Annotated in this window: 18 protein-coding genes and 1 tRNA gene; 3 read left to right on the forward strand and 16 right to left on the reverse strand. The window is 28.1% G+C overall.

Features of this window, described 5'->3' with window-relative positions; genetic code table 11:
- Positions 1–82: 82 nt before the first annotated feature.
- Positions 83–481 (forward strand): DUF2871 domain-containing protein, encoded by a 399-nt coding sequence (locus tag KIB46_RS01090; protein WP_291670110.1) that lies wholly within the window; start codon positions 83–85, stop codon positions 479–481.
- 78 nt (positions 482–559) lie between these two features.
- On the opposite strand, the gene KIB46_RS01095 is transcribed toward KIB46_RS01090, so the two are convergent.
- From KIB46_RS01095 to KIB46_RS01135, 10 genes are all read right to left on the reverse strand, one after another.
- Positions 560–1,513 carry a calcium/sodium antiporter gene (locus KIB46_RS01095; RefSeq protein ID WP_291670112.1) on the reverse strand — a complete coding sequence of 318 codons (954 nt, stop codon included), beginning with the start codon at positions 1,511–1,513 and terminating at the stop codon, positions 560–562.
- Between the two features lie 43 nt (positions 1,514–1,556).
- Entirely contained in the window at positions 1,557–2,159 is a 603-nt protein-coding gene (locus KIB46_RS01100) for a hypothetical protein (protein WP_291670114.1), read from the reverse strand.
- Positions 2,159–3,016 carry a hypothetical protein gene (locus tag KIB46_RS01105; RefSeq protein ID WP_291670116.1) on the reverse strand — a complete coding sequence of 286 codons (858 nt, stop codon included), beginning with the start codon at positions 3,014–3,016 and terminating at the stop codon, positions 2,159–2,161. The genes KIB46_RS01100 and KIB46_RS01105 overlap by 1 nt, the downstream gene beginning before the upstream one ends.
- Before the next feature lie 218 nt (positions 3,017–3,234).
- Positions 3,235–3,507: a metal-sensitive transcriptional regulator gene (locus tag KIB46_RS01110; RefSeq protein WP_049179222.1), complete on the reverse strand. Its 273-nt coding sequence runs from the start codon at positions 3,505–3,507 to the stop codon at positions 3,235–3,237.
- A gap of 212 nt (positions 3,508–3,719) precedes the next feature.
- Complete coding sequence (locus KIB46_RS01115; protein WP_291670119.1) at positions 3,720–4,913, reverse strand: LL-diaminopimelate aminotransferase; 1,194 nt, start codon at positions 4,911–4,913, stop codon at positions 3,720–3,722.
- Positions 4,914–5,098: 185 nt separating this feature from the next.
- On the reverse strand, positions 5,099–5,941 hold the full coding sequence (gene dapF / locus KIB46_RS01120; protein ID WP_156559054.1) for a diaminopimelate epimerase: 843 nt from the start codon (positions 5,939–5,941) through the stop codon (positions 5,099–5,101).
- A gap of 5 nt (positions 5,942–5,946) precedes the next feature.
- Complete coding sequence (locus tag KIB46_RS16350) at positions 5,947–6,099, reverse strand: ANTAR domain-containing protein (RefSeq protein WP_156559096.1); 153 nt, start codon at positions 6,097–6,099, stop codon at positions 5,947–5,949.
- Between the two features lie 44 nt (positions 6,100–6,143).
- Positions 6,144–7,052 (reverse strand): ribonuclease Z, encoded by a 909-nt coding sequence (locus KIB46_RS01125; RefSeq protein ID WP_291670123.1) that lies wholly within the window; start codon positions 7,050–7,052, stop codon positions 6,144–6,146.
- A gap of 52 nt (positions 7,053–7,104) precedes the next feature.
- Positions 7,105–7,911, reverse strand: coding sequence for a hypothetical protein (locus KIB46_RS01130; RefSeq protein WP_156559298.1), 807 nt, complete (start codon positions 7,909–7,911; stop codon positions 7,105–7,107).
- A gap of 179 nt (positions 7,912–8,090) precedes the next feature.
- Complete coding sequence (locus tag KIB46_RS01135) at positions 8,091–8,300, reverse strand: hypothetical protein (RefSeq protein ID WP_156559300.1); 210 nt, start codon at positions 8,298–8,300, stop codon at positions 8,091–8,093.
- Positions 8,301–8,579: 279 nt separating this feature from the next.
- Here KIB46_RS01135 and KIB46_RS01140 point away from each other — a divergent pair.
- Together KIB46_RS01140 and KIB46_RS01145 are read left to right on the forward strand one after the other, a co-directional pair.
- Positions 8,580–8,655 (forward strand) — tRNA-Met (locus KIB46_RS01140).
- Between the two features lie 131 nt (positions 8,656–8,786).
- Entirely contained in the window at positions 8,787–9,815 is a 1,029-nt protein-coding gene (locus tag KIB46_RS01145) for a glycoside hydrolase family 18 protein (RefSeq protein ID WP_291670127.1), read from the forward strand.
- 204 nt (positions 9,816–10,019) lie between these two features.
- Here KIB46_RS01145 and KIB46_RS01150 read toward each other — a convergent pair whose 3' ends face one another.
- The 6 genes from KIB46_RS01150 to KIB46_RS01175 all read right to left on the reverse strand — a co-directional run bounded on the left by KIB46_RS01150 (position 10,020) and on the right by KIB46_RS01175 (position 18,017).
- Entirely contained in the window at positions 10,020–10,895 is an 876-nt protein-coding gene (locus KIB46_RS01150; protein ID WP_291670128.1) for a DMT family transporter, read from the reverse strand.
- A gap of 123 nt (positions 10,896–11,018) precedes the next feature.
- On the reverse strand, positions 11,019–13,133 hold the full coding sequence (locus tag KIB46_RS01155) for a cellulose biosynthesis cyclic di-GMP-binding regulatory protein BcsB (RefSeq protein ID WP_291670130.1): 2,115 nt from the start codon (positions 13,131–13,133) through the stop codon (positions 11,019–11,021).
- Between the two features lie 16 nt (positions 13,134–13,149).
- The gene (locus KIB46_RS01160) at positions 13,150–14,403 is read right to left on the reverse strand and encodes a glycosyltransferase family 2 protein (protein WP_156559308.1); all 1,254 of its coding nucleotides are present in this window, start codon (positions 14,401–14,403) and stop codon (positions 13,150–13,152) included.
- A 14-nt stretch (positions 14,404–14,417) separates the two neighbouring features.
- On the reverse strand, positions 14,418–15,710 hold the full coding sequence (locus tag KIB46_RS01165; protein ID WP_291670133.1) for a hypothetical protein: 1,293 nt from the start codon (positions 15,708–15,710) through the stop codon (positions 14,418–14,420).
- Positions 15,700–16,548 (reverse strand): diguanylate cyclase, encoded by an 849-nt coding sequence (locus KIB46_RS01170; RefSeq protein WP_156559312.1) that lies wholly within the window; start codon positions 16,546–16,548, stop codon positions 15,700–15,702. The genes KIB46_RS01165 and KIB46_RS01170 overlap by 11 nt, the downstream gene beginning before the upstream one ends.
- Positions 16,545–18,017, reverse strand: coding sequence for a hypothetical protein (locus KIB46_RS01175; RefSeq protein ID WP_291670139.1), 1,473 nt, complete (start codon positions 18,015–18,017; stop codon positions 16,545–16,547). Before KIB46_RS01175 ends, KIB46_RS01170 begins: the two co-directional genes overlap by 4 nt.
- Between the last annotated feature and the right edge of the window lie 2 nt (positions 18,018–18,019).

Below are 18,019 nucleotides of genomic sequence, written 5' to 3' on the forward strand. Positions count from 1 at the left end.
TTAATTCCCCCCTCTTTACTTTTTTATTATTTAATGTATAATTAATCTTAATTAATACTTATTATTTTAAGGAGTTAAACAAATGAAAAAGTTATTTAATTTATCATTTATCTATCTTGGACTTGGACTAATCCTTGGTGTTTTCCACAGAGAATTTACTAAGTTCAATAATTTCTCTGGTGAAACAGTTCTTGGAACTGCACACACACATACTTTAGTATTAGGATTTTTATTTTTCCTAATAATATTATTACTTGATAAAAACTTTGATATTTCATCTTACAAGCACTTTAACAAATGGTTAATATCATACAACATAGGTTTATTATCATTAATTGGAACAATAGTATTCCGTGGAGTACTTGAAGTACTTTCTAAAGATTTTGCTGGGCTTCCTCATATGGCAGGCTTAGGACATGCTATATTAGGTGCTTCACTAGTTTGGTTTATGATTATATTAAACAAAAAAATTAAGAAATAAATCTTTAATTTTAGTATATCAAATTTTTTTCTAATAAAGAAGAGAGCTACAGATAATATAATCTATAGCTCTCTTCTTTTAGTTTCTAAAAATTATATAAACTAAATATGCTACATACATTCCAACTAGGATTATTCCTTCTAGTCTGCCAAGCCTTTTCTCTTCCTTTTTATTAAATAATATTAAAGCTCCAATAAATAATGTTACTGCAATTAAAATTATAAAGTCTATTACCATTACTCCTGAAACTGTAATAGGACTAATAGCTGCTGAGGCTCCAAGTATAAGTACTAAATTGAATATATTAGAACCTAAAACATTCCCTAACGCAATATCATTTTCACCCTTTAAAGCAGCAACAATTGATGTTACCAATTCTGGCAATGAAGTTCCAACAGCCACTATAGTTAATCCAACTAGCTTTTCACTCATTCCTAGAGCATAAGCAATATTTGTAGCTGAATCTACAACTAAATTTCCTCCAAAGACTATTCCTACAACACCTATTAGTGATAATAATATATTCTTTGACATTTTTATTTCAGATGTACTCTCTTCATCTTTAACACTATCTTTTTTAGCAGCCTTAACTAATATAAACATATAAATAATGCATACTACTAATAAAATAATACCACTTATACGTGAAAGCATATTTTCACTCTTAGGTACTAATCCAAAAATAAGAAAACAAGTTAAAATAGTTACTAATAATGTAGTTACGTAATCTCTTTTTATAGTACATTTTTTTATTATAAGTGGCGCTACTATAGCTGTTCCCCCTAAAACTACTAGTGTATTAAACAAATTAGATCCTAAAACATTTCCTACTGCAATTCCGTTGTTTCCATTAAAAGAAGAAATTAAACTTACTGCAAGCTCAGGTGCACTTGTTCCTAATGATACAATCGTTAGTCCAACTATTACAGAAGGGATTCCTATCTTTTTAGCTATTGAAGAAGCCCCATCTACAAATATATCGGCCCCCTTAATTAGTAAAAAGAATCCTATAATTAAAATAATAAAGTCCATGAGTTAATTCCTCTACTTTCCTTTGTAAATTTCCTTCTAAATTTTATACTAAATCACTCTTATCCTCAAGAAGTTTTTTACTTCTATTTATAATAACCAAAATCAATATATTACATACCGCTTGTGCCCCTACAACAAATATAGCAATTGTTCTTATTACTCCTGCAAAATCTATGTTATATAAAAGAGGGGTCATAATGTGATCTATGGCAAATAGTGTTAAATAACACACCATAGTAAATTTAATATGCCTTAAAATTACATTATCTCCCCTTTCTGCCACCATTGCATAAACCCCTTTTAACAAGTAAAAAACTACATAAATCCAAAGTACAACAGAAACAATATTAAGACTTTCTTTTGCAATAAAAAAATAAATACTATCTTCCATCATTACAGCATCAGAAAGATTCATTATAAGGTGCGGAAAGATAAATATTAATAATTTTATAATTGATATTCCAGTAAGAATCATCAAAGGCTTTATTGTTTTTTGAAATGATTTCTCTTTTGATGATAGTATGACACATCCTTCAAGGATTAAAATATATCCTATAAAATCAGGTAACCAATTTATAAATATAAAAATATCAAGGAAAACAAATATTAACCCAATAAATATCTTTTTAAATCCATCTCTAGTCATTATTTTATCCCCCTTAATTTTTTCAAGTCTCCAACTTGTTTTTTAGTAAACTCTTTATTGGTAGCATCCATAACAGCTATGTTTAATTTTTCTTCCTTACCTTCTTTATTTTTAGCTATAAATGTTATACTTCCATTAATCATATAATAAGGAGGAATATTATTATCAAGGTCTACTTGAACTTGCAGTATCTCACCCTTTTTCAATTTAATAGGAAAGCTTTTGCTATCTATTTTCTTATTATTAATTTGAATTAAACCATTTTCTAAATACAAGTTAAATAACTCATCTTCAGTTCCTGTAACTTCAATATCATCTTCTACTATAAAATCAGTGTGCTGGTATCCACTATCATAAAATGAACCACTAAAACTAAGTATATTATTATCTACTAAAGTTAAATCTTTATTTTTAAACTTAATTTCACCAAATTCTATGGTACCTTCTTTTCCTTTAGCTGTAGTATAATTTAAGTTTGTTACTTTGGTACCACCAAATAATTTCTTTTTATACTCATGAGAAAATTCCCTTATTGGAATATAAAAATAATTTACTTTATACTTCTCACCTATCTCATGATTTAATTCATTATAAAAAAGACTAGTTGAAATTCCAGGATAACTGTGCATATTAAGAATATTAAATTCTTCCTCTCCTAATTCAGGAAATACAACTCTTTCTATATTATCTTCTTCATCACTTATAAAATAAGAAATAAGAGCTAGTTCATTATCTCCATAGGTATAACCAAACAAAGGTTCATTGATACGAGTATTCATAAAATAAATCATATTTGCTCCCCATGCAAAAATAATTAAAGCTATTACTCCAAAAAGTATTTTTTTATTAAACTTCATTATTATCACCCCTAGTATAATTTTAACTTATCCAACTTTCTTTTACCACATATTTGTATGTTTATATATTTATAACAATATTTAAATATTTCTTTAAAAAAGATGGAGTGGATATCTATTCCCCCACATACTAAAGGTAAGGAAATTAAAATTTTCTAATTTCCTAGACAGTAAAAGAGAAGCTCTATTAGAACTTCTCTTTTATATCTTAGATTATATTATTTCATAAATGTATTCATTGTTTTAATTAACTCTTGTAATTTTTCTTTATCCTCAGAGTTTTCATCAAGAGACAAGCAATTCATTGCATAGTTTTCTAGCATTAATGCTCCCACTTTATTAATAGCTGATCTAATGGCAGAAATTTGTATAAGAACATCCTTACAGCAAACATTCTTATCCACCATTCCTTGAATCCCTTTTACTTGACCTTCTATTCTTTTTAATCTATTTAAAATATCCTTATTTAATTTATCTTTGTCGTCACTCATTATTATTCCTCCTTATACCCTATATCGGTATATTTATAGTTTAACCTAAAATTAAAAAATGATAAATACCTAACTAGATTTTTTAATTCTTAGCTTTCATAGTATTAGCTAAAAATATAGTTTCTAAGTTTACTTAAAAATCTTTAATATATAATAATTAATTTTTCTCTTTACTTTTATTACTATGTTCATAACCTTTTTCTCTTTAGATACTAATTTAAATTATCTACCGCCTTAAGTACCCTTTGTGAAGCTTCTTTTATATCTTCTCTATCTCCAAAGCAACTAAATCTAAAACGCCCTTCACCATTTTTACCAAAGCCTGCTCCTGGAGTTCCAACAACATTTGCTTCTGTTAAGAGATAATCAAAAAACTCCCAAGATGACATTTTGTTTGGACATTCAATCCATATATATGGTGAGTTTACTCCTCCAGTATAAGAAATTCCTAATTCATCAAAGACTTTAGATATTATCTTAGCATTTTCTTTATAATAATCTATTGCTTCCTTTACCTTCTCTCTTCCCTCTTTAGAGAATACTCCTGAAGCTGCCCTTTGAACAACATAAGATACTCCATTAAATTTAGTAGTTTGTCTTCTAAGCCATAACTTATTTAACTTAACTCCTTCATATTCTAATTCTAAAGGAACTATTGTATAGCCACATCTCATTCCTGTAAAACCAGCTGTTTTAGAAAGGGAACATACTTCAATTGCACATTCTTTTGCCCCTTCTATTTCATATATGCTTCTTGGAATTTCCAAATCAGATATAAAGGCTTCATATGCTGCATCAAAAAGAATTATTGCTCCAACTTCCTTTGCATATTGAACCCACTTTTCTAATTGTTCCCTATTGTATGCTGCACCTGTTGGATTATTAGGTGAACATAAATATATTATATCTCCTTTAACATTAAAATCTGGTAATGGAAGATAGTTATTTTCTGCAGTACAGTTCATATATTCTATTTTTCTTCCATCCATAATATTAGTATCTACATACACAGGATACACTGGATCTGGTATTAAAACTGTATTTTCCTTTGAGAAAATATCTAATAAATTTCCCAAATCACTTTTAGCTCCATCACTTACAAATATGGCTTTCTCATCTAGTTGAACACCAAATTCACTGTAATATTCCCTAATACCTTCTCTTAGAAAATCATAACCTTGTTCTGGACCATATCCTTTAAAGGAATCCTTGTTTGCCATTTCTTCAACACCAGCTTTTAATGAATTAATTACTGGCTCTGACAAGGGCAAAACTACATCTCCTATTCCAAGAGATATAACCCTTTTTTCTGGATGACTTTCTTTATACCCTTTAACCTTTTTAGCTATTGTTGAAAATAAATAGCCCTCTTTTAAATTTAAATAGTTACTATTTATTTTTACCATATTCCCCCTCCTTGGATGCTTTTGCTAATCTAGCATGCTTTAACCTCAGTAATAACCATATCTTATTTACATTATTTCCCAGAAAATAAATTAAGTTTTTATCTTTATTTTTACTTTATCCTTTCATCAATAAAGATTTCATAGTTAACTAAGCCTAAATCCCTTTCTGCAAAAAAATATACATCTTACTCATTCTCTTCTATCATTCCCTGGTATACAAATTTTGCAGGGCCCTCCATATATACATCTCCCTGTGAAGTGTAATTTATAATTAATTCTCCACCTAAAAGCTGAACCTTTATATCACTATCCCTCTTACAATATCCGTTTATAACAGAAGCTACAACAGAAGCACAGGCCCCTGTACCACAGGCAAGAGTTTCACCACTTCCTCTTTCCCAAACCCTCATTTTTATATGATTGTCATTAATAATTTCCACAAATTCTGTATTAATTCTATCTGGAAAAATTTCATTATTCTCAAAGTATGGTCCTAATTTTTCTAAGTCTAATTTATGAATATTGTCCATAAATACTACACAATGAGGATTTCCCATTGATATGCATGTAATATTATATTTCTCTTTATTAATAATTAACTCTCTATCTATAACCTCTTCTTTATCTGATATAACTGGAATCTTTTTTGCCTCCCAAATAGGTTTGTCCATGTTTACTTTTACAGATACTACTTTTTCATTTACTACATTTAAATCTAATCTCTTAATTCCTGATAGGGTTTCTAGTTTAATACTTCTTTTTTTAGTTAGCCCCTTCTCATATAGATATTTCCCAACACATCTTGATGCATTACCACACATCTTTCCTTCTGATCCATCTGCATTAAACATTCTCATTCTAAAATCTGCCCTATCTGATGGTAATATTAGTACAATACCATCCCCACCAACTCCAAAGTGTCTATCACTTAACTTAACTGATAATTTCCCTGGATTTTTAATTGTTTCTTCAAAGCAATTAAAATATATATAATCATTTCCTATACCATGCATCTTTGTAAATTTCATAATATCTATACCCCATATCTTTCAATAATTTTATCTACCACCTCTCTAGAAGTTACTCTTTTGTTCATAGCATCCTTCTCTATAATCCTATGATATTCTTCCTCCGTTATGTTATTATATTTAATTAGTAAGGATTTTGCTCTATCTATTCTATTTATATCTTTTTAATAAAGGCGTAATTCTAAACAGAATTACGCCTTTATTATTCTCTATAACTAATACTTTTTAATTCACCATCATAAGCAATAGATGAATTTTCAAAAACCTCTTTAGCATTATGGATAAAATCCTCAGGATTAGGAAGTGATGGACTAAAATGAGTTATTTTAAGCTCCATACATTCCCCTAGCTTTGCAAGAGTTGCACTTTCCCTAAAGGTCATATGCTTATTTTTTAAAGCTTTATCCAAATCATTATCATCACCATAGTTGCCCTCACAAATAAACAGATCACTATCTTTAATAAATTCAGGTATTTCTTCTATAGGCCTTGTGTCTGTAATATAGGATAATTTTATTCCCCTTCTTTCATCACCTAACACCATTTCTTTTGTATATGTATTCCCCTCATATTCAATTTCCTCTTCATTCTTTTGAAGCTTTGACCATAAAATCTTAGGGACATTATTTCCTTCTGCCTTTTCCCTATCAAACTTTCTTCTTCTCTTAAAATAGAAGCTATATCCAACACAATTAGTTGAATGCTCTAATTCTAATGAAGAAATAATAATTTCATCACTTAGCACTATTTCTTCTGTTTTTACCTCAATCACCTCTAATTCATAGGGTAAATAGGGGTTAATAACATTTAATCCATCTACTACTTTTTTTAACCCTTCAGGACCTATTATCTTTACCTTCTCTCTTCTATCACTATTCCCCATGGTAGATAATAACCCTGGCAGACCTATTATATGATCACCATGTACATGTGTTATACATATACAATCAATATTCTTAAATCCTAATCCACCCTTCCTAATAGCTACTTGTGTTCCTTCTCCACAATCAACTAATATCTTTCTTCCATTATAAGCAACCATTAAAGCTGCTAAATGCCTATTAGGTAAAGGTATATTTCCTAATGTTCCTAAGAAACATAAATCAACCATATTATCACTCCTAGATGTAAAAAGGGACAGCATTTACTTGCTGCCCCTTAGATTATTTTATATGTTCATGATCTAAAATGTGCTTTTCACAATAAGCGTGCTTTCCATTACATCTGCTACAATATCTAAATTCCATATCTGGGTCATCTACATCAGTAATTCCACAAACAGTGCACTTATGCGTATATGACTTTTTAACAGAATTAATTTTTCTCTTGTAGTCCTTCATTCTTATAACAGAACTATTTCTCATTTTCTTTTCCCTATAATTACTTGCTCCAAAGAATAAAAGGTAATTAATCACAGGAACTAGATTAATTAAAATTCCTTGTATACTAAAATTAATAATGCTTTGTAAAACTCCTAATATTATTATTGCCCAGTTAAAATATCCTAAATACTTTGCTTTAATAGGCAAAATGAAAAATAGTAAAAATTCTGCATTAGGATATAGCTTAGCATAAGCTAAAAATAAAGATAAATTTATTATATCAGCAGTAACAGAATTCATTGTTATAAAAGATATAACAATTGCTGATATCATACCTACCAAATAATAAAGGTTAAATTTAAACCCGCCCCACTCATATTCTAAAGCGTTCCCAGCTATATAATAAAAGTAGAAAGCAAAAACTGCAAATACTATACTTCCTGGATTCATTACAAAAACAAAGGTTACAAGTCTCCATATTTGACCTTGTAATACTAAATCTGGTTCTAAATAAAGCATACCTCTTATATTTGTCTTTAAAACATAATCTATTATAAATAAGGCTGCACTACCAGCTATAATTATTCCCATTAAATTATGAATATAATGTCTTCCAAATTTTCTATCAAGTTTATTTATCCAATTCAAAAGCAAACTCCCCTTTATCTCATATTTTGTTTAATATAAATTCTACCACATAATATAATAATAGCCAAGAAAATCGGAACTTATATTTATTTTTATTGTTCCGTCGCAAGCTCCAAGTCACATAAAAACAAATATAAGTTCCTCTTGCGATAAATGTAGTGAGAGGATATTTATTTTTTCTATCTACAGTTTGCATCGGGACAACATATATAACATCCATCACTATTATGGTAATAGTTCTTTTTGCAGGCTTCTACTGCTTCAATGTCGCTATAATATTCACCCATATAAGTTATATTTACTTCTTCAGCCATATTCTTGCATCCCTCTTCATGAACTATATGCATACCATCTATGTTAACCTTATTACTGACATAATATAAACTCATCCTTTATTCTACCCCTTTTCCCTTTACTTATATGAACCATTATCGCACCAGCATACACATTTGTAAATATTTAACATTTATTTTTTTATATAAATTATACTTTTTCCAATAAATTTGTACCTCTTAAAGGTTAATCTATATTTTTTTCTTGCTAATATATGGTTTTAAACTATTTCATATATAAAAGTCACCCTTTCCTCTTATATACTGAATATATCTAGGCAATGCTGTATTTGACTAACTTAAATAATTGCATTAATATAAATACATACTTAATATCGCGGGATGGAGCAGTTGGTAGCTCGTTGGGCTCATAACCCAAAGGTCGTAGGTTCAAGTCCTGCTCCCGCAACCATATAAAAGAACTTCTAGAATATCTGGAAGTTCTTTTTTCATTTATACATAATATGTATGTACAATCTTCCCTATTATTCTCCATAACTGTTATAATAATTACATATTCTATAAATGGGGAGAGGATTCAATATGAAGAAAAAATATGTAATAGCTTATATGAGAGATGGTGGACTTGAAACAATTACTGAAGAAGATGCTAAGAAACTTACTCATATTAATTTAGCCTTTGGTAAAATTGATTCTGAAGGAAAAATTTATACTAAATTAAAGAACTTTAATGAATTAGAAAGAATAAGAAAATATAATCCTAAAATTAAATTTCTTATTTCTCTAGGAGGATGGGGAAATGGTGGTTTCTCTGAAGCTGCTATGACAGAAGAAAGTAGAAAATTCTTTAATGAAGAAGCTATAAAATTTATGAAAGAACATAAGTTAGACGGTATTGATATAGATTGGGAATATCCTACTTCATCAATCTCTGGAATTACATCTAGTCCTAAAGATAAAGAGAACTTCACTCTTCTACTAAAAGATTTAAGAGAAGCTTTAGATAAAGAGGGAAATAAAGATAACAAACACTATCTGTTAACTATAGCAGCTGGTGCTGATGAATATTTTATTAGATTTACTAATATGAAAAAAGCTCAAAAATACTTAGATTACGTTATGCTTATGACTTACGATTTTAGAGGAGGTTTTCAAATACTAACTGGTCATCATACTAACCTTGGTCCAACATCAGGAGATATATTCCCAAGCAGTATTATGAATTCAGTTAAACTATTTAAAGATGCTGGGGTACCATCAGAAAAATTATTAATAGGTTCTGCCTTCTACTCTAGATCTTGGACAGGAGTTCCTAATGTAAATAATGGATATCTTCAAATGGCTCAATCAACAGGTGGTATATCTCAAGACTTTACTGATTTAGATAGAGATTATATTAATAAAAATGGTTACACAAGATATTGGGATGATGAAGCAAAGGCTCCTTACCTATTTAATGGTGATAATTTTATATCCTATGATGATGAAGAATCTATTTCTCATAAATCCAAATATGTTAAGGATAACAATTTAAAAGGAATTATGTTCTGGCTTTATGATGCTGATAAAACTGGTAAACTTTTAAATGCAATTCATGAAGGATTAAAATAAACTAATACATAAAAAAGGTGGGGGTGTAATAATACCTTTGATTTATAGCTAATTGAAGCTATAATTTCCTAAAGAATAAAAAAACACTTTGATAACCCAAAGTGTTTTTTTCTTTTATTCTAAAGGATTTTCTCTTTTCTAATTACCCTACTTCTACTAAAAATTCTTATATTTATATAAATACATATTTATATATTCTTATATTTATATCTTTTTATCTAGTTTCTTATTATAGATAAACATAAACAATGATGATGCAAAGATTATTAAATATCCAATAACACTTAAGTAATCTGGTAATGCTCCAAAGATAACAAAACTAATTAGCGCTGAGAAAATTATATTTGAATAATCAAAAATAGAAATCTCTTTAGCAGGAGCATATTTATATGCTAATGTTATTCCAAACTGTCCAACGCTTGCAAAAACACCAGCCAATAATAAATATATAAGCTGAGTCATTGTCATAGATTTATATACTGCCATCATAAATGGGAATATTGCCACTAATGAAAAGGCAGAGAAATAAAATACTACTGTGTAATGTTTTTCTTTTCCTCCCAATACTCTAAGGCAAGTGTAAGCTGCTGCTGCAAAAATTGCTCCACCAATACCAGCTAAAGCAGGAATCATTTCAAAATTAAAACTTGGTTTTATAATAAATAAGGCTCCAGAGAAAGCTATAACTAGGGCTAACCCCTGTTTAAAATTAATCTTCTCTTTTAAAAACAAAGCAGAAAATATTATTACAAAGAATGGACTTAATTTGTTTAACATATTTGCATCTGATAGAATAAGTCTATCTATAGCATAATAATTTAGAACTATTCCTAATGTACCAAAGGTTGATCTCATTATTAAAGTCTTTTGGTTTTCTTTTTTTCCAAACAAACTTTCCTTATGTTTTAGGATTAAAATCAAAGCAACTATTGCAGATACTAGATTTCTAAAAAAGGTTTTTTGGAAGGATGGTAAATCCCCAGCTAACTTAACAAAGGCAGACATCATAGCAAAGCCAAAGGCTGATAGTATTATAAATATTATTCCTTTTGTTCTATCACTTAAATTATTAAAATTCATTTGCTCCTCCTCATATGACTTTTCAAATTAAAATTCAATATACATTATACTTATATATTACCCACTGCACCATACTAAAAGTAGAAAAAGCACTTGGAGAAATCCAAGCACTTTTTCATATATCTATTTATTCTTCTTACCTTTTAAAGTATCTCTGTTCTTATTTAAGTACAATACTGTAGCTACAATTATAAAACCAAAGATTAATCCTAATATAATTAATAATGTTTTTTCTCCATCTTCTAGCCCTTTTAATTGTTCATATATAGGTGACTCTTCTGACTCTTTATACTTAAAGTTTCTTACATTACCATCTATATCAACAACAACTCCATCTCCATATAACTTATATACCTCTGTTTCTTTTCCTAGATACACCAAACTTTTAGTTAATAGTTCCTCATTTGGAGATGTTAGAACTAACATAAACTTTCCATTGCTATAGCTAGAGTAATCTAACTGAAAGGTTGCAATGTTTTTAGCATAGTCATCCATTAAATATAATTTTTCATTAGATAAGAATTTACTCCAATCCTTATCATACTTAAACCATAATGAATTATTTAGTTCCTTTATAAGTTTATTATTATTAGGGGTACCATAAACTATAATATTATTATCCTTATGTTCATCCTTTAAATTACCTATACTTACAGCTCCTATTTTACCAAGGTTGTATCTCATGCCTTTTCCCATAAGGTTAGCCATATTTCCTAAAGCAGTTAAATCCTTAGATGGAAGGTTATCTGGAACAATAAACATGGTATCATTTATATCCCAATCCTGAACAAATGGTGCAGGATAATTATTAAAATAAAACTCATTTGTATTTCTACTATTAATTTGTATATATGAATCTCCAGTTACTAATCCCCATGGTTGTTCATGCTGATTCTTCTCACACTCTACACCTTTTAAATTTAAATCATAGGCTAATTTTATTTCTAGGTATGATGTATTTAAAACATCTTTAGGAATAACTATTGATATATTATCATTATTAGCTTTTTCCCTCTCTAACTTTTTACTACCTATTGGAGTATAATTTATATATACAGTAAATAAAGACCTATCAAAATCAAGATTTTCAGAATATCTTAAATTTAATTCAAGCTTATCTCCTGGAGATAACTTTTTATTCTTAGGTAAGGCATATCCAATATTAACTTCTTTTCTAAAAAGTCCTTCCACTTTCATTTCACTTATCCCTAATTCATCTAGGGTAATTATAGAGCTAATTGGCTTTATCTCTTTATCTAAATCAAGCTTACTATTTACAAAGGTTGAACTTGATGAAACTTGACCATATATATCCTTATTCATCAAAAACTTAATAGCACTCTCTAATTCAGTTTCACTATTTGAAATTATAGAAATTAGCTTTAAATCACTTCTTGTAGAAAAAGGTGAATTATTTACTCCTATATAAGCTTCATTATCTAAGGGCAAATCTTTTATATCATTACTTATTATTGGAAGATTACTTTCCCCCTCTTCTTTAGAACCTATAAATATAACATTACTTTTAGATAAATCCCCTCTATGGCTCCATTTTACAATTTCCCCATTACCATTAATCCCTCCTAAAAGAGTTTGGAATTTTAGAGCAGATGATAATTCACCATCTGTATACTTATCAGGAATTATTATTTTATTATTAGAATCATAGCTTTCTGATAATCCATAAGGGAATTCTATAATTTTATTTCCATATACTTTAGCCTTTTCTACTAATTCTATATTTGATTTTCCTCCCAAGACTAACCAGTTTGCAGTATTATAATCATCAGTGCAGGGTTCATCACTGCATCTTAAATATCCTTCTACTTTAACTTCATTAGATCCATCTTTCAATAAATAGCCAGGTAAATTTATAGTGATAGTTTCTGGCTCTCCATTTCTCTTATTTATTTCCATAGAATAAAATTCTGAACCATTAAGTGAAAATGTTAAGTAGCTCTTTACTTTATCAGCTAACACATCTGTTGATTCTATCTCTAAGTTTAAAGTTACTCTTTCAGTTCCTTCTTTACTCTTAGTATTAAAAATCCATCTATAACTATCAAATACTCCATGAAAGGTAATATTACTATTTAACTCAATCTTACTTATATAAGTTTCATTTGTATATGTATAACTATTTTTAGGAAAAGCTGTAACAATATTTACTGGTATAATAAAACTTACAACTAAAATCAAACTAATTATCTTTAAAAGTTCTTTTATCTTCTTCTTCATTAGTACCTCCTAGTCCTTATTCAAACCTTTCAGTTTTATACCATTTAACCTCTTGCTTTAAAATTGTGTCCTTCATAAAACTATAAAAACCAAATCCAGCTACTATACCCCAAAGCTTACAATATGTAAAATACATTATGGCTATAGTAAAGAAATTCTTTAAAGTCAATTCTCCTTTTTCTGTAGATATACACACCAGCAATGATAATATAAAAACAGATACTGCCATAACCCATAGTGTAATACCATACCCTTCAATATTTAATGTAATAAGCTCCATCATAGATAACAAAAATAATAAATCTGAAATAATATTTGCACTTAAAAAGAAGAAATATACCATAACATAATAACCAATATCAAATCGTGTTGCTCCTGAATCCCTTGCAAAAATATATTTAACATTCTTTAAAACCACATATATGTTTCCCTTTGCCCATCTTGTCCTTTGCTTAAACCAAACCTTTAAGGTTTGAGGTTCTTGCTCCCAAGTTACAGCAAGTGGCATAAATTTGATTTTATACCCCATTCTATATAATCTAAAACTTATTTCAGTATCTTCTGTAACTGCTTTAGTATCCCAGCCACCCATTTCTTCTATTAAAGATCTTCTTATAATAAAGTTTGTGCCAGGAATGGTGCATAAATTAAAGAACTGCCACCTTCCAGCCTGTGACATCCACTGGAAAGCTAAGGTTTCAATATTTATAAAAGCTGTTAGCATATTTACTTTCTTATTTCTACATCTAAACTTCCCTATAACAGCACCTAATTGTTTATCTTCTTCTATGGTTTGAACTAGGTATTTTAATGCTTTAGACTCTGGCGTATTATCAGCATCATATATAGCTAAATATTCACCCTTACTTAAATCTAAGGCAATATTTAATGCATTAGATTTTCCCTTACCACCTGTTATATTATCTGTATTTATTACAATAAAGTTTCTATTTGGATACCTCTTTTTTACGTTTTCTAATATTTCAGCTGAATTATCTGATGAATTATCATTTATAATTATGACTTCATATCTATCCTCTGGATAATCTAAATTCAACAATGATACTGCAGTCTTCTCTATTACAATTCCTTCATTATGCGCAGGTACCATAATACTTACAAATGGATAATGCTCCAATTCTTCTTTCATTTTTTTATCATTTGTTTTTGTATAGTAAATATACCCTCCAATTACTAAGACAATGTTTACAGTTATAACAATCCATATAGTCCCTAGGGAGTATAATAAAAGATAGTCAAAAATATTCATATTCCTTTTCCCACCTACTTGAAATATTTCTTTTTATCAATTCTTCTGCTATTAAAAAAGAAAATTATAAAAATACATATTGCTATTAATGTAATAGCAAATATCCCTTTATTGAAGGCACTTAAACTCACCTTATCTTTTTCTTCTATTTCTTCATTAATAAAGGCCTTACTATATTCTTTATTACATATAAACCTTTCAGTACATACACTTTTTCCATTTAGAAATGTCCCTTTATAATTCCCTTCAGTTTTATAGTTACCAAAAGAAATCTCCGTATCCATTCTTTTAGTAGGATTTGAAAAAACAATTCCTGATGATAACATTTCTTCTACTGTTTTTTGAAACAAATCATTTTCGGTGTTTCCATCAATAGATAAAGCTACTCCATGGTAATATTCCTTATTTAGTTTTTTCCATTCCTCTTCTACAAGAACATTCTTTATTCCTTTAATATTATGACTTCTTATATTTAAATTTCCTATATCTCTATTATTCCAAAGAAAAATTGTATTGCTTCTGTTTATAAAGTTTTCTTTATCATAACTATATATCCACTCATTGGGTACTGTAAGCCCCATTGGATAGACCCAATAATTAACAAACCCTTCATATGCTAAGGTCATTTTATTAATAAGTTCATTTTCATTAATATATTTAGATTGATATATCAATGGGGATGATATAAATATTGTTCCTCCATTTGCAGCACAAAACCTTAAGGCTTCAGTGTATCTTTTCATTGAATCAAAATTTTGATTATTAAACACTGGCATGGCATCTATAATAAAGTTAACTCCTCTTTCTTTTAAATACTCTACTTTTTTAACCAGGTCTTCTAAATTATCATATGGATAAACATTTTTCAAAACAAGATAAGTACCTTTTTTAGAATTATCTATATTAAATTCCCTCTCTATATATCTTTTTAAAATAAGCTCATTACCACTATGTATCATGTTAAAATTACTTTTATTAAATGTAACTACATTTGAATTATTCTCTTTTATACTATTAACCTTATTATTCAGCTCATCTTCAATGGCCAAAACTACAATCCCTGAGGCATTAGCCACATCATCATTAGTATATTCATCCCACCTCTTTATTTTTAAGTCAGAGCCACTTGTTAACATCACTCTTACTAATTTATTTAACAAATTATCATTAACTGTAAACTCCTTGTAACTATCAAATATAATAAGAAAATATTTGTTTTCAGTATCTGCTTTTATAGTTCTAACAGAAAAAATAGTAAATAGCATTATACTTAAAAAGAATACTAAACTCTTTTTTTTAAACATCATATTCTAATTCCTTCTCAGCTCTTTCAATAAATTCCATAGAATCTTCTATTGTTTCATTTATAGTGTAAGAACCTACTTGAACTTCTATATTTAAATCATTATATAATTCTTCTTTTCCTATACTTAATTCACCTATAGACCTTTTCAATCTATTTTTTACAATACTAGTTCCATCCTTATCTGAAATTATAATAAAAGCAAATGTGTCATCATCTAGAATATATTTTCTATCCTCAAATCTTAAAGAATCACTTAATTCCTCTGAACACTTAACTAAAACCTTATTAAAATATTCTTTTCCTACAATCTTTGCAAGCCTATTTCCATGCTTAATTCTCACAAGAATTAAACTTACATGCACATTATATCTTTTATAAAGATTAATATATACAGGCATTTCTTCCATAAAAGCACTTATATTTCTTAGTCCAGTTGATATATCTACCTTTATATACTTTTCATTATATGAAATTATCTTTGTATAATTATTTTCAAGATTTTTAATTTCTTCTGATAAAAAAGATACAACCAGAGCAGTTACAGGTATTATAACTATCCAGAAAAAAACTCCTTCTCCTATTTTTACATCTGAAACAACTGAAATTAAAAAGTTATATGAGGTATAAACAAAGTCTATTATTAAGATTATCACTAAAACAAAAGTTCTACTTAAATAATAACTTGCTAAAGCTACAATCATTACAAGTGTAACCATTATATAATTCTCAATTTCAGAACCTAAGTTTAAGTAACTAAAAGAAATGGACAATATTAAAAAATATGCTATAAGTAAACTCATACATATATCTATTTTGTTGCTTACTTTATAATCATTCATCCTTTGTTAACTTCCTTTCCTCTATTTTTTATCATTTGTACAATAAAATTTATTAAAATCAAATCAAAGCTTAAATTAAATAGAAATTCATGCTTTGATAAATCTGCATCTCCTGCCCCTATTACAGATATAAATATTTGAGATAATCCTGCCAAATATACATATATAAAACAATCTTCAATGAGAATTGATTTATTATCTAGGTTATTAAGAGCTTTTTTATATCTTTTAAAAGAATAAACAAAATATACTCCTGAATACAATATTGCAAATAAAAGTCCTTTAGGCATTATAAACTTCTTTAATGTGCTCCATAATACAAAGAAATTACTTTTTGCTCCAAATTCTTTCCCTTCCATCTTTTCAAAGTTTCCCATTGCCTCTGGTCTTATTTCATAAGCCTTACTAAATCCCATATCTAATACTTTTTTAAAAGCAGATGGGTGGGTTACGTAATATTTTATAATTGATCCAATAGAGTATTTATTATAGAAGTTTTCTAATAACCTTTCATCATATGGAGAGATTGATGGTGTTTCCTCATAAAATATTTCCCCCTCTAATAAGGAATAACTTCCCTCTATTCCAAAGTACTCTAATATTTTTTCAGAATCATTCTCATATAATAATACTCCTCTATTCATTGCATGAAACCTATTTATATAATCAAAATCTCCCTTAATAGATTTGTAAAAGAACACTGCAGATACTACAAATATAATGGATAATACTATAGAACCTGTTCTTATGATTTTATCTTTAGTAGAAAATGCTACTTTTAAAATAAGTATTGCTATTAATATACCAATAGGTGCTAATTGCTGTTTAGCCCCAAAAAACAATAATGAAATACATGAAAATAAAATAATATTTAACAGATTTATTTTATTAAATCTTATAATATATAGAATTATTCCTACACTTAATAAAAACGTAGGGACTACTACTCCTTCTCCATAGAAAGAATTGAAGTAGGATATATATCCAGTATCACAAAATATTACAACATATAATAAAGAAATTAGATATTTTAATCTTTCTTTTTTTAAATATGATGTAAATACTTTTACTAATAAATATCCTGCTATGGAGTGTATAAAGAGTAGTAATCCCCCTAAAAATCTTATATCAAATATTTTATTACTATAGAATATTTTATTTATTCCTAAAGCAAGTTTTATAAAAAATGATTGAGTAGATATCAATAAAGTTTCTGATTCATTATGATACTCATAAATGCCATAATCCTTATTAAAATATCCTAAAATCTTATCCTCTTCTTCTACTGGCAAATGATATAAATCGTTACTACTCATTATTCTAAAATAATCTCCATTATCGGCAACACCAATTATAGGTCTAATAAAAAGTGTAATACCTCCAATAATCAATATCAGAAAAAATGTCAATAATTGCGGACTTATTCTCTGCCTAAGAAGAAATAAAGCTCTTCTAATTCTTTTATTCATTT

This window comes from Clostridium sp. (assembly GCF_018372875.1).
GTDB lineage: Bacteria > Bacillota > Clostridia > Clostridiales > Clostridiaceae > Clostridium.

What these genes read in the sequence shown, in the direction of transcription:
- KIB46_RS01090 (WP_291670110.1), top strand. Translation starts at nt 83, where the DNA reads ATGAAAAAGTTATTTAATTTATCATTTATCTATCTTGGACTTGGACTA.
- KIB46_RS01095 (WP_291670112.1), bottom strand. Translation starts at nt 1,513, where the DNA reads ATGGACTTTATTATTTTAATTATAGGATTCTTTTTACTAATTAAGGGG.
- KIB46_RS01100 (WP_291670114.1), bottom strand. Translation starts at nt 2,159, where the DNA reads ATGACTAGAGATGGATTTAAAAAGATATTTATTGGGTTAATATTTGTT.
- KIB46_RS01105 (WP_291670116.1), bottom strand. Translation starts at nt 3,016, where the DNA reads ATGAAGTTTAATAAAAAAATACTTTTTGGAGTAATAGCTTTAATTATT.
- KIB46_RS01110 (WP_049179222.1), bottom strand. Translation starts at nt 3,507, where the DNA reads ATGAGTGACGACAAAGATAAATTAAATAAGGATATTTTAAATAGATTA.
- KIB46_RS01115 (WP_291670119.1), bottom strand. Translation starts at nt 4,913, where the DNA reads ATGGTAAAAATAAATAGTAACTATTTAAATTTAAAAGAGGGCTATTTA.
- dapF (WP_156559054.1), bottom strand. Translation starts at nt 5,941, where the DNA reads ATGAAATTTACAAAGATGCATGGTATAGGAAATGATTATATATATTTT.
- KIB46_RS01125 (WP_291670123.1), bottom strand. Translation starts at nt 7,052, where the DNA reads ATGGTTGATTTATGTTTCTTAGGAACATTAGGAAATATACCTTTACCT.
- KIB46_RS01135 (WP_156559300.1), bottom strand. Translation starts at nt 8,300, where the DNA reads ATGAGTTTATATTATGTCAGTAATAAGGTTAACATAGATGGTATGCAT.
- KIB46_RS01145 (WP_291670127.1), top strand. Translation starts at nt 8,787, where the DNA reads ATGAAGAAAAAATATGTAATAGCTTATATGAGAGATGGTGGACTTGAA.
- KIB46_RS01150 (WP_291670128.1), bottom strand. Translation starts at nt 10,895, where the DNA reads ATGAATTTTAATAATTTAAGTGATAGAACAAAAGGAATAATATTTATA.
- KIB46_RS01155 (WP_291670130.1), bottom strand. Translation starts at nt 13,133, where the DNA reads ATGAAGAAGAAGATAAAAGAACTTTTAAAGATAATTAGTTTGATTTTA.
- KIB46_RS01160 (WP_156559308.1), bottom strand. Translation starts at nt 14,403, where the DNA reads ATGAATATTTTTGACTATCTTTTATTATACTCCCTAGGGACTATATGG.
- KIB46_RS01165 (WP_291670133.1), bottom strand. Translation starts at nt 15,710, where the DNA reads ATGATGTTTAAAAAAAAGAGTTTAGTATTCTTTTTAAGTATAATGCTA.
- KIB46_RS01170 (WP_156559312.1), bottom strand. Translation starts at nt 16,548, where the DNA reads ATGAATGATTATAAAGTAAGCAACAAAATAGATATATGTATGAGTTTA.
- KIB46_RS01175 (WP_291670139.1), bottom strand. Translation starts at nt 18,017, where the DNA reads ATGAATAAAAGAATTAGAAGAGCTTTATTTCTTCTTAGGCAGAGAATA.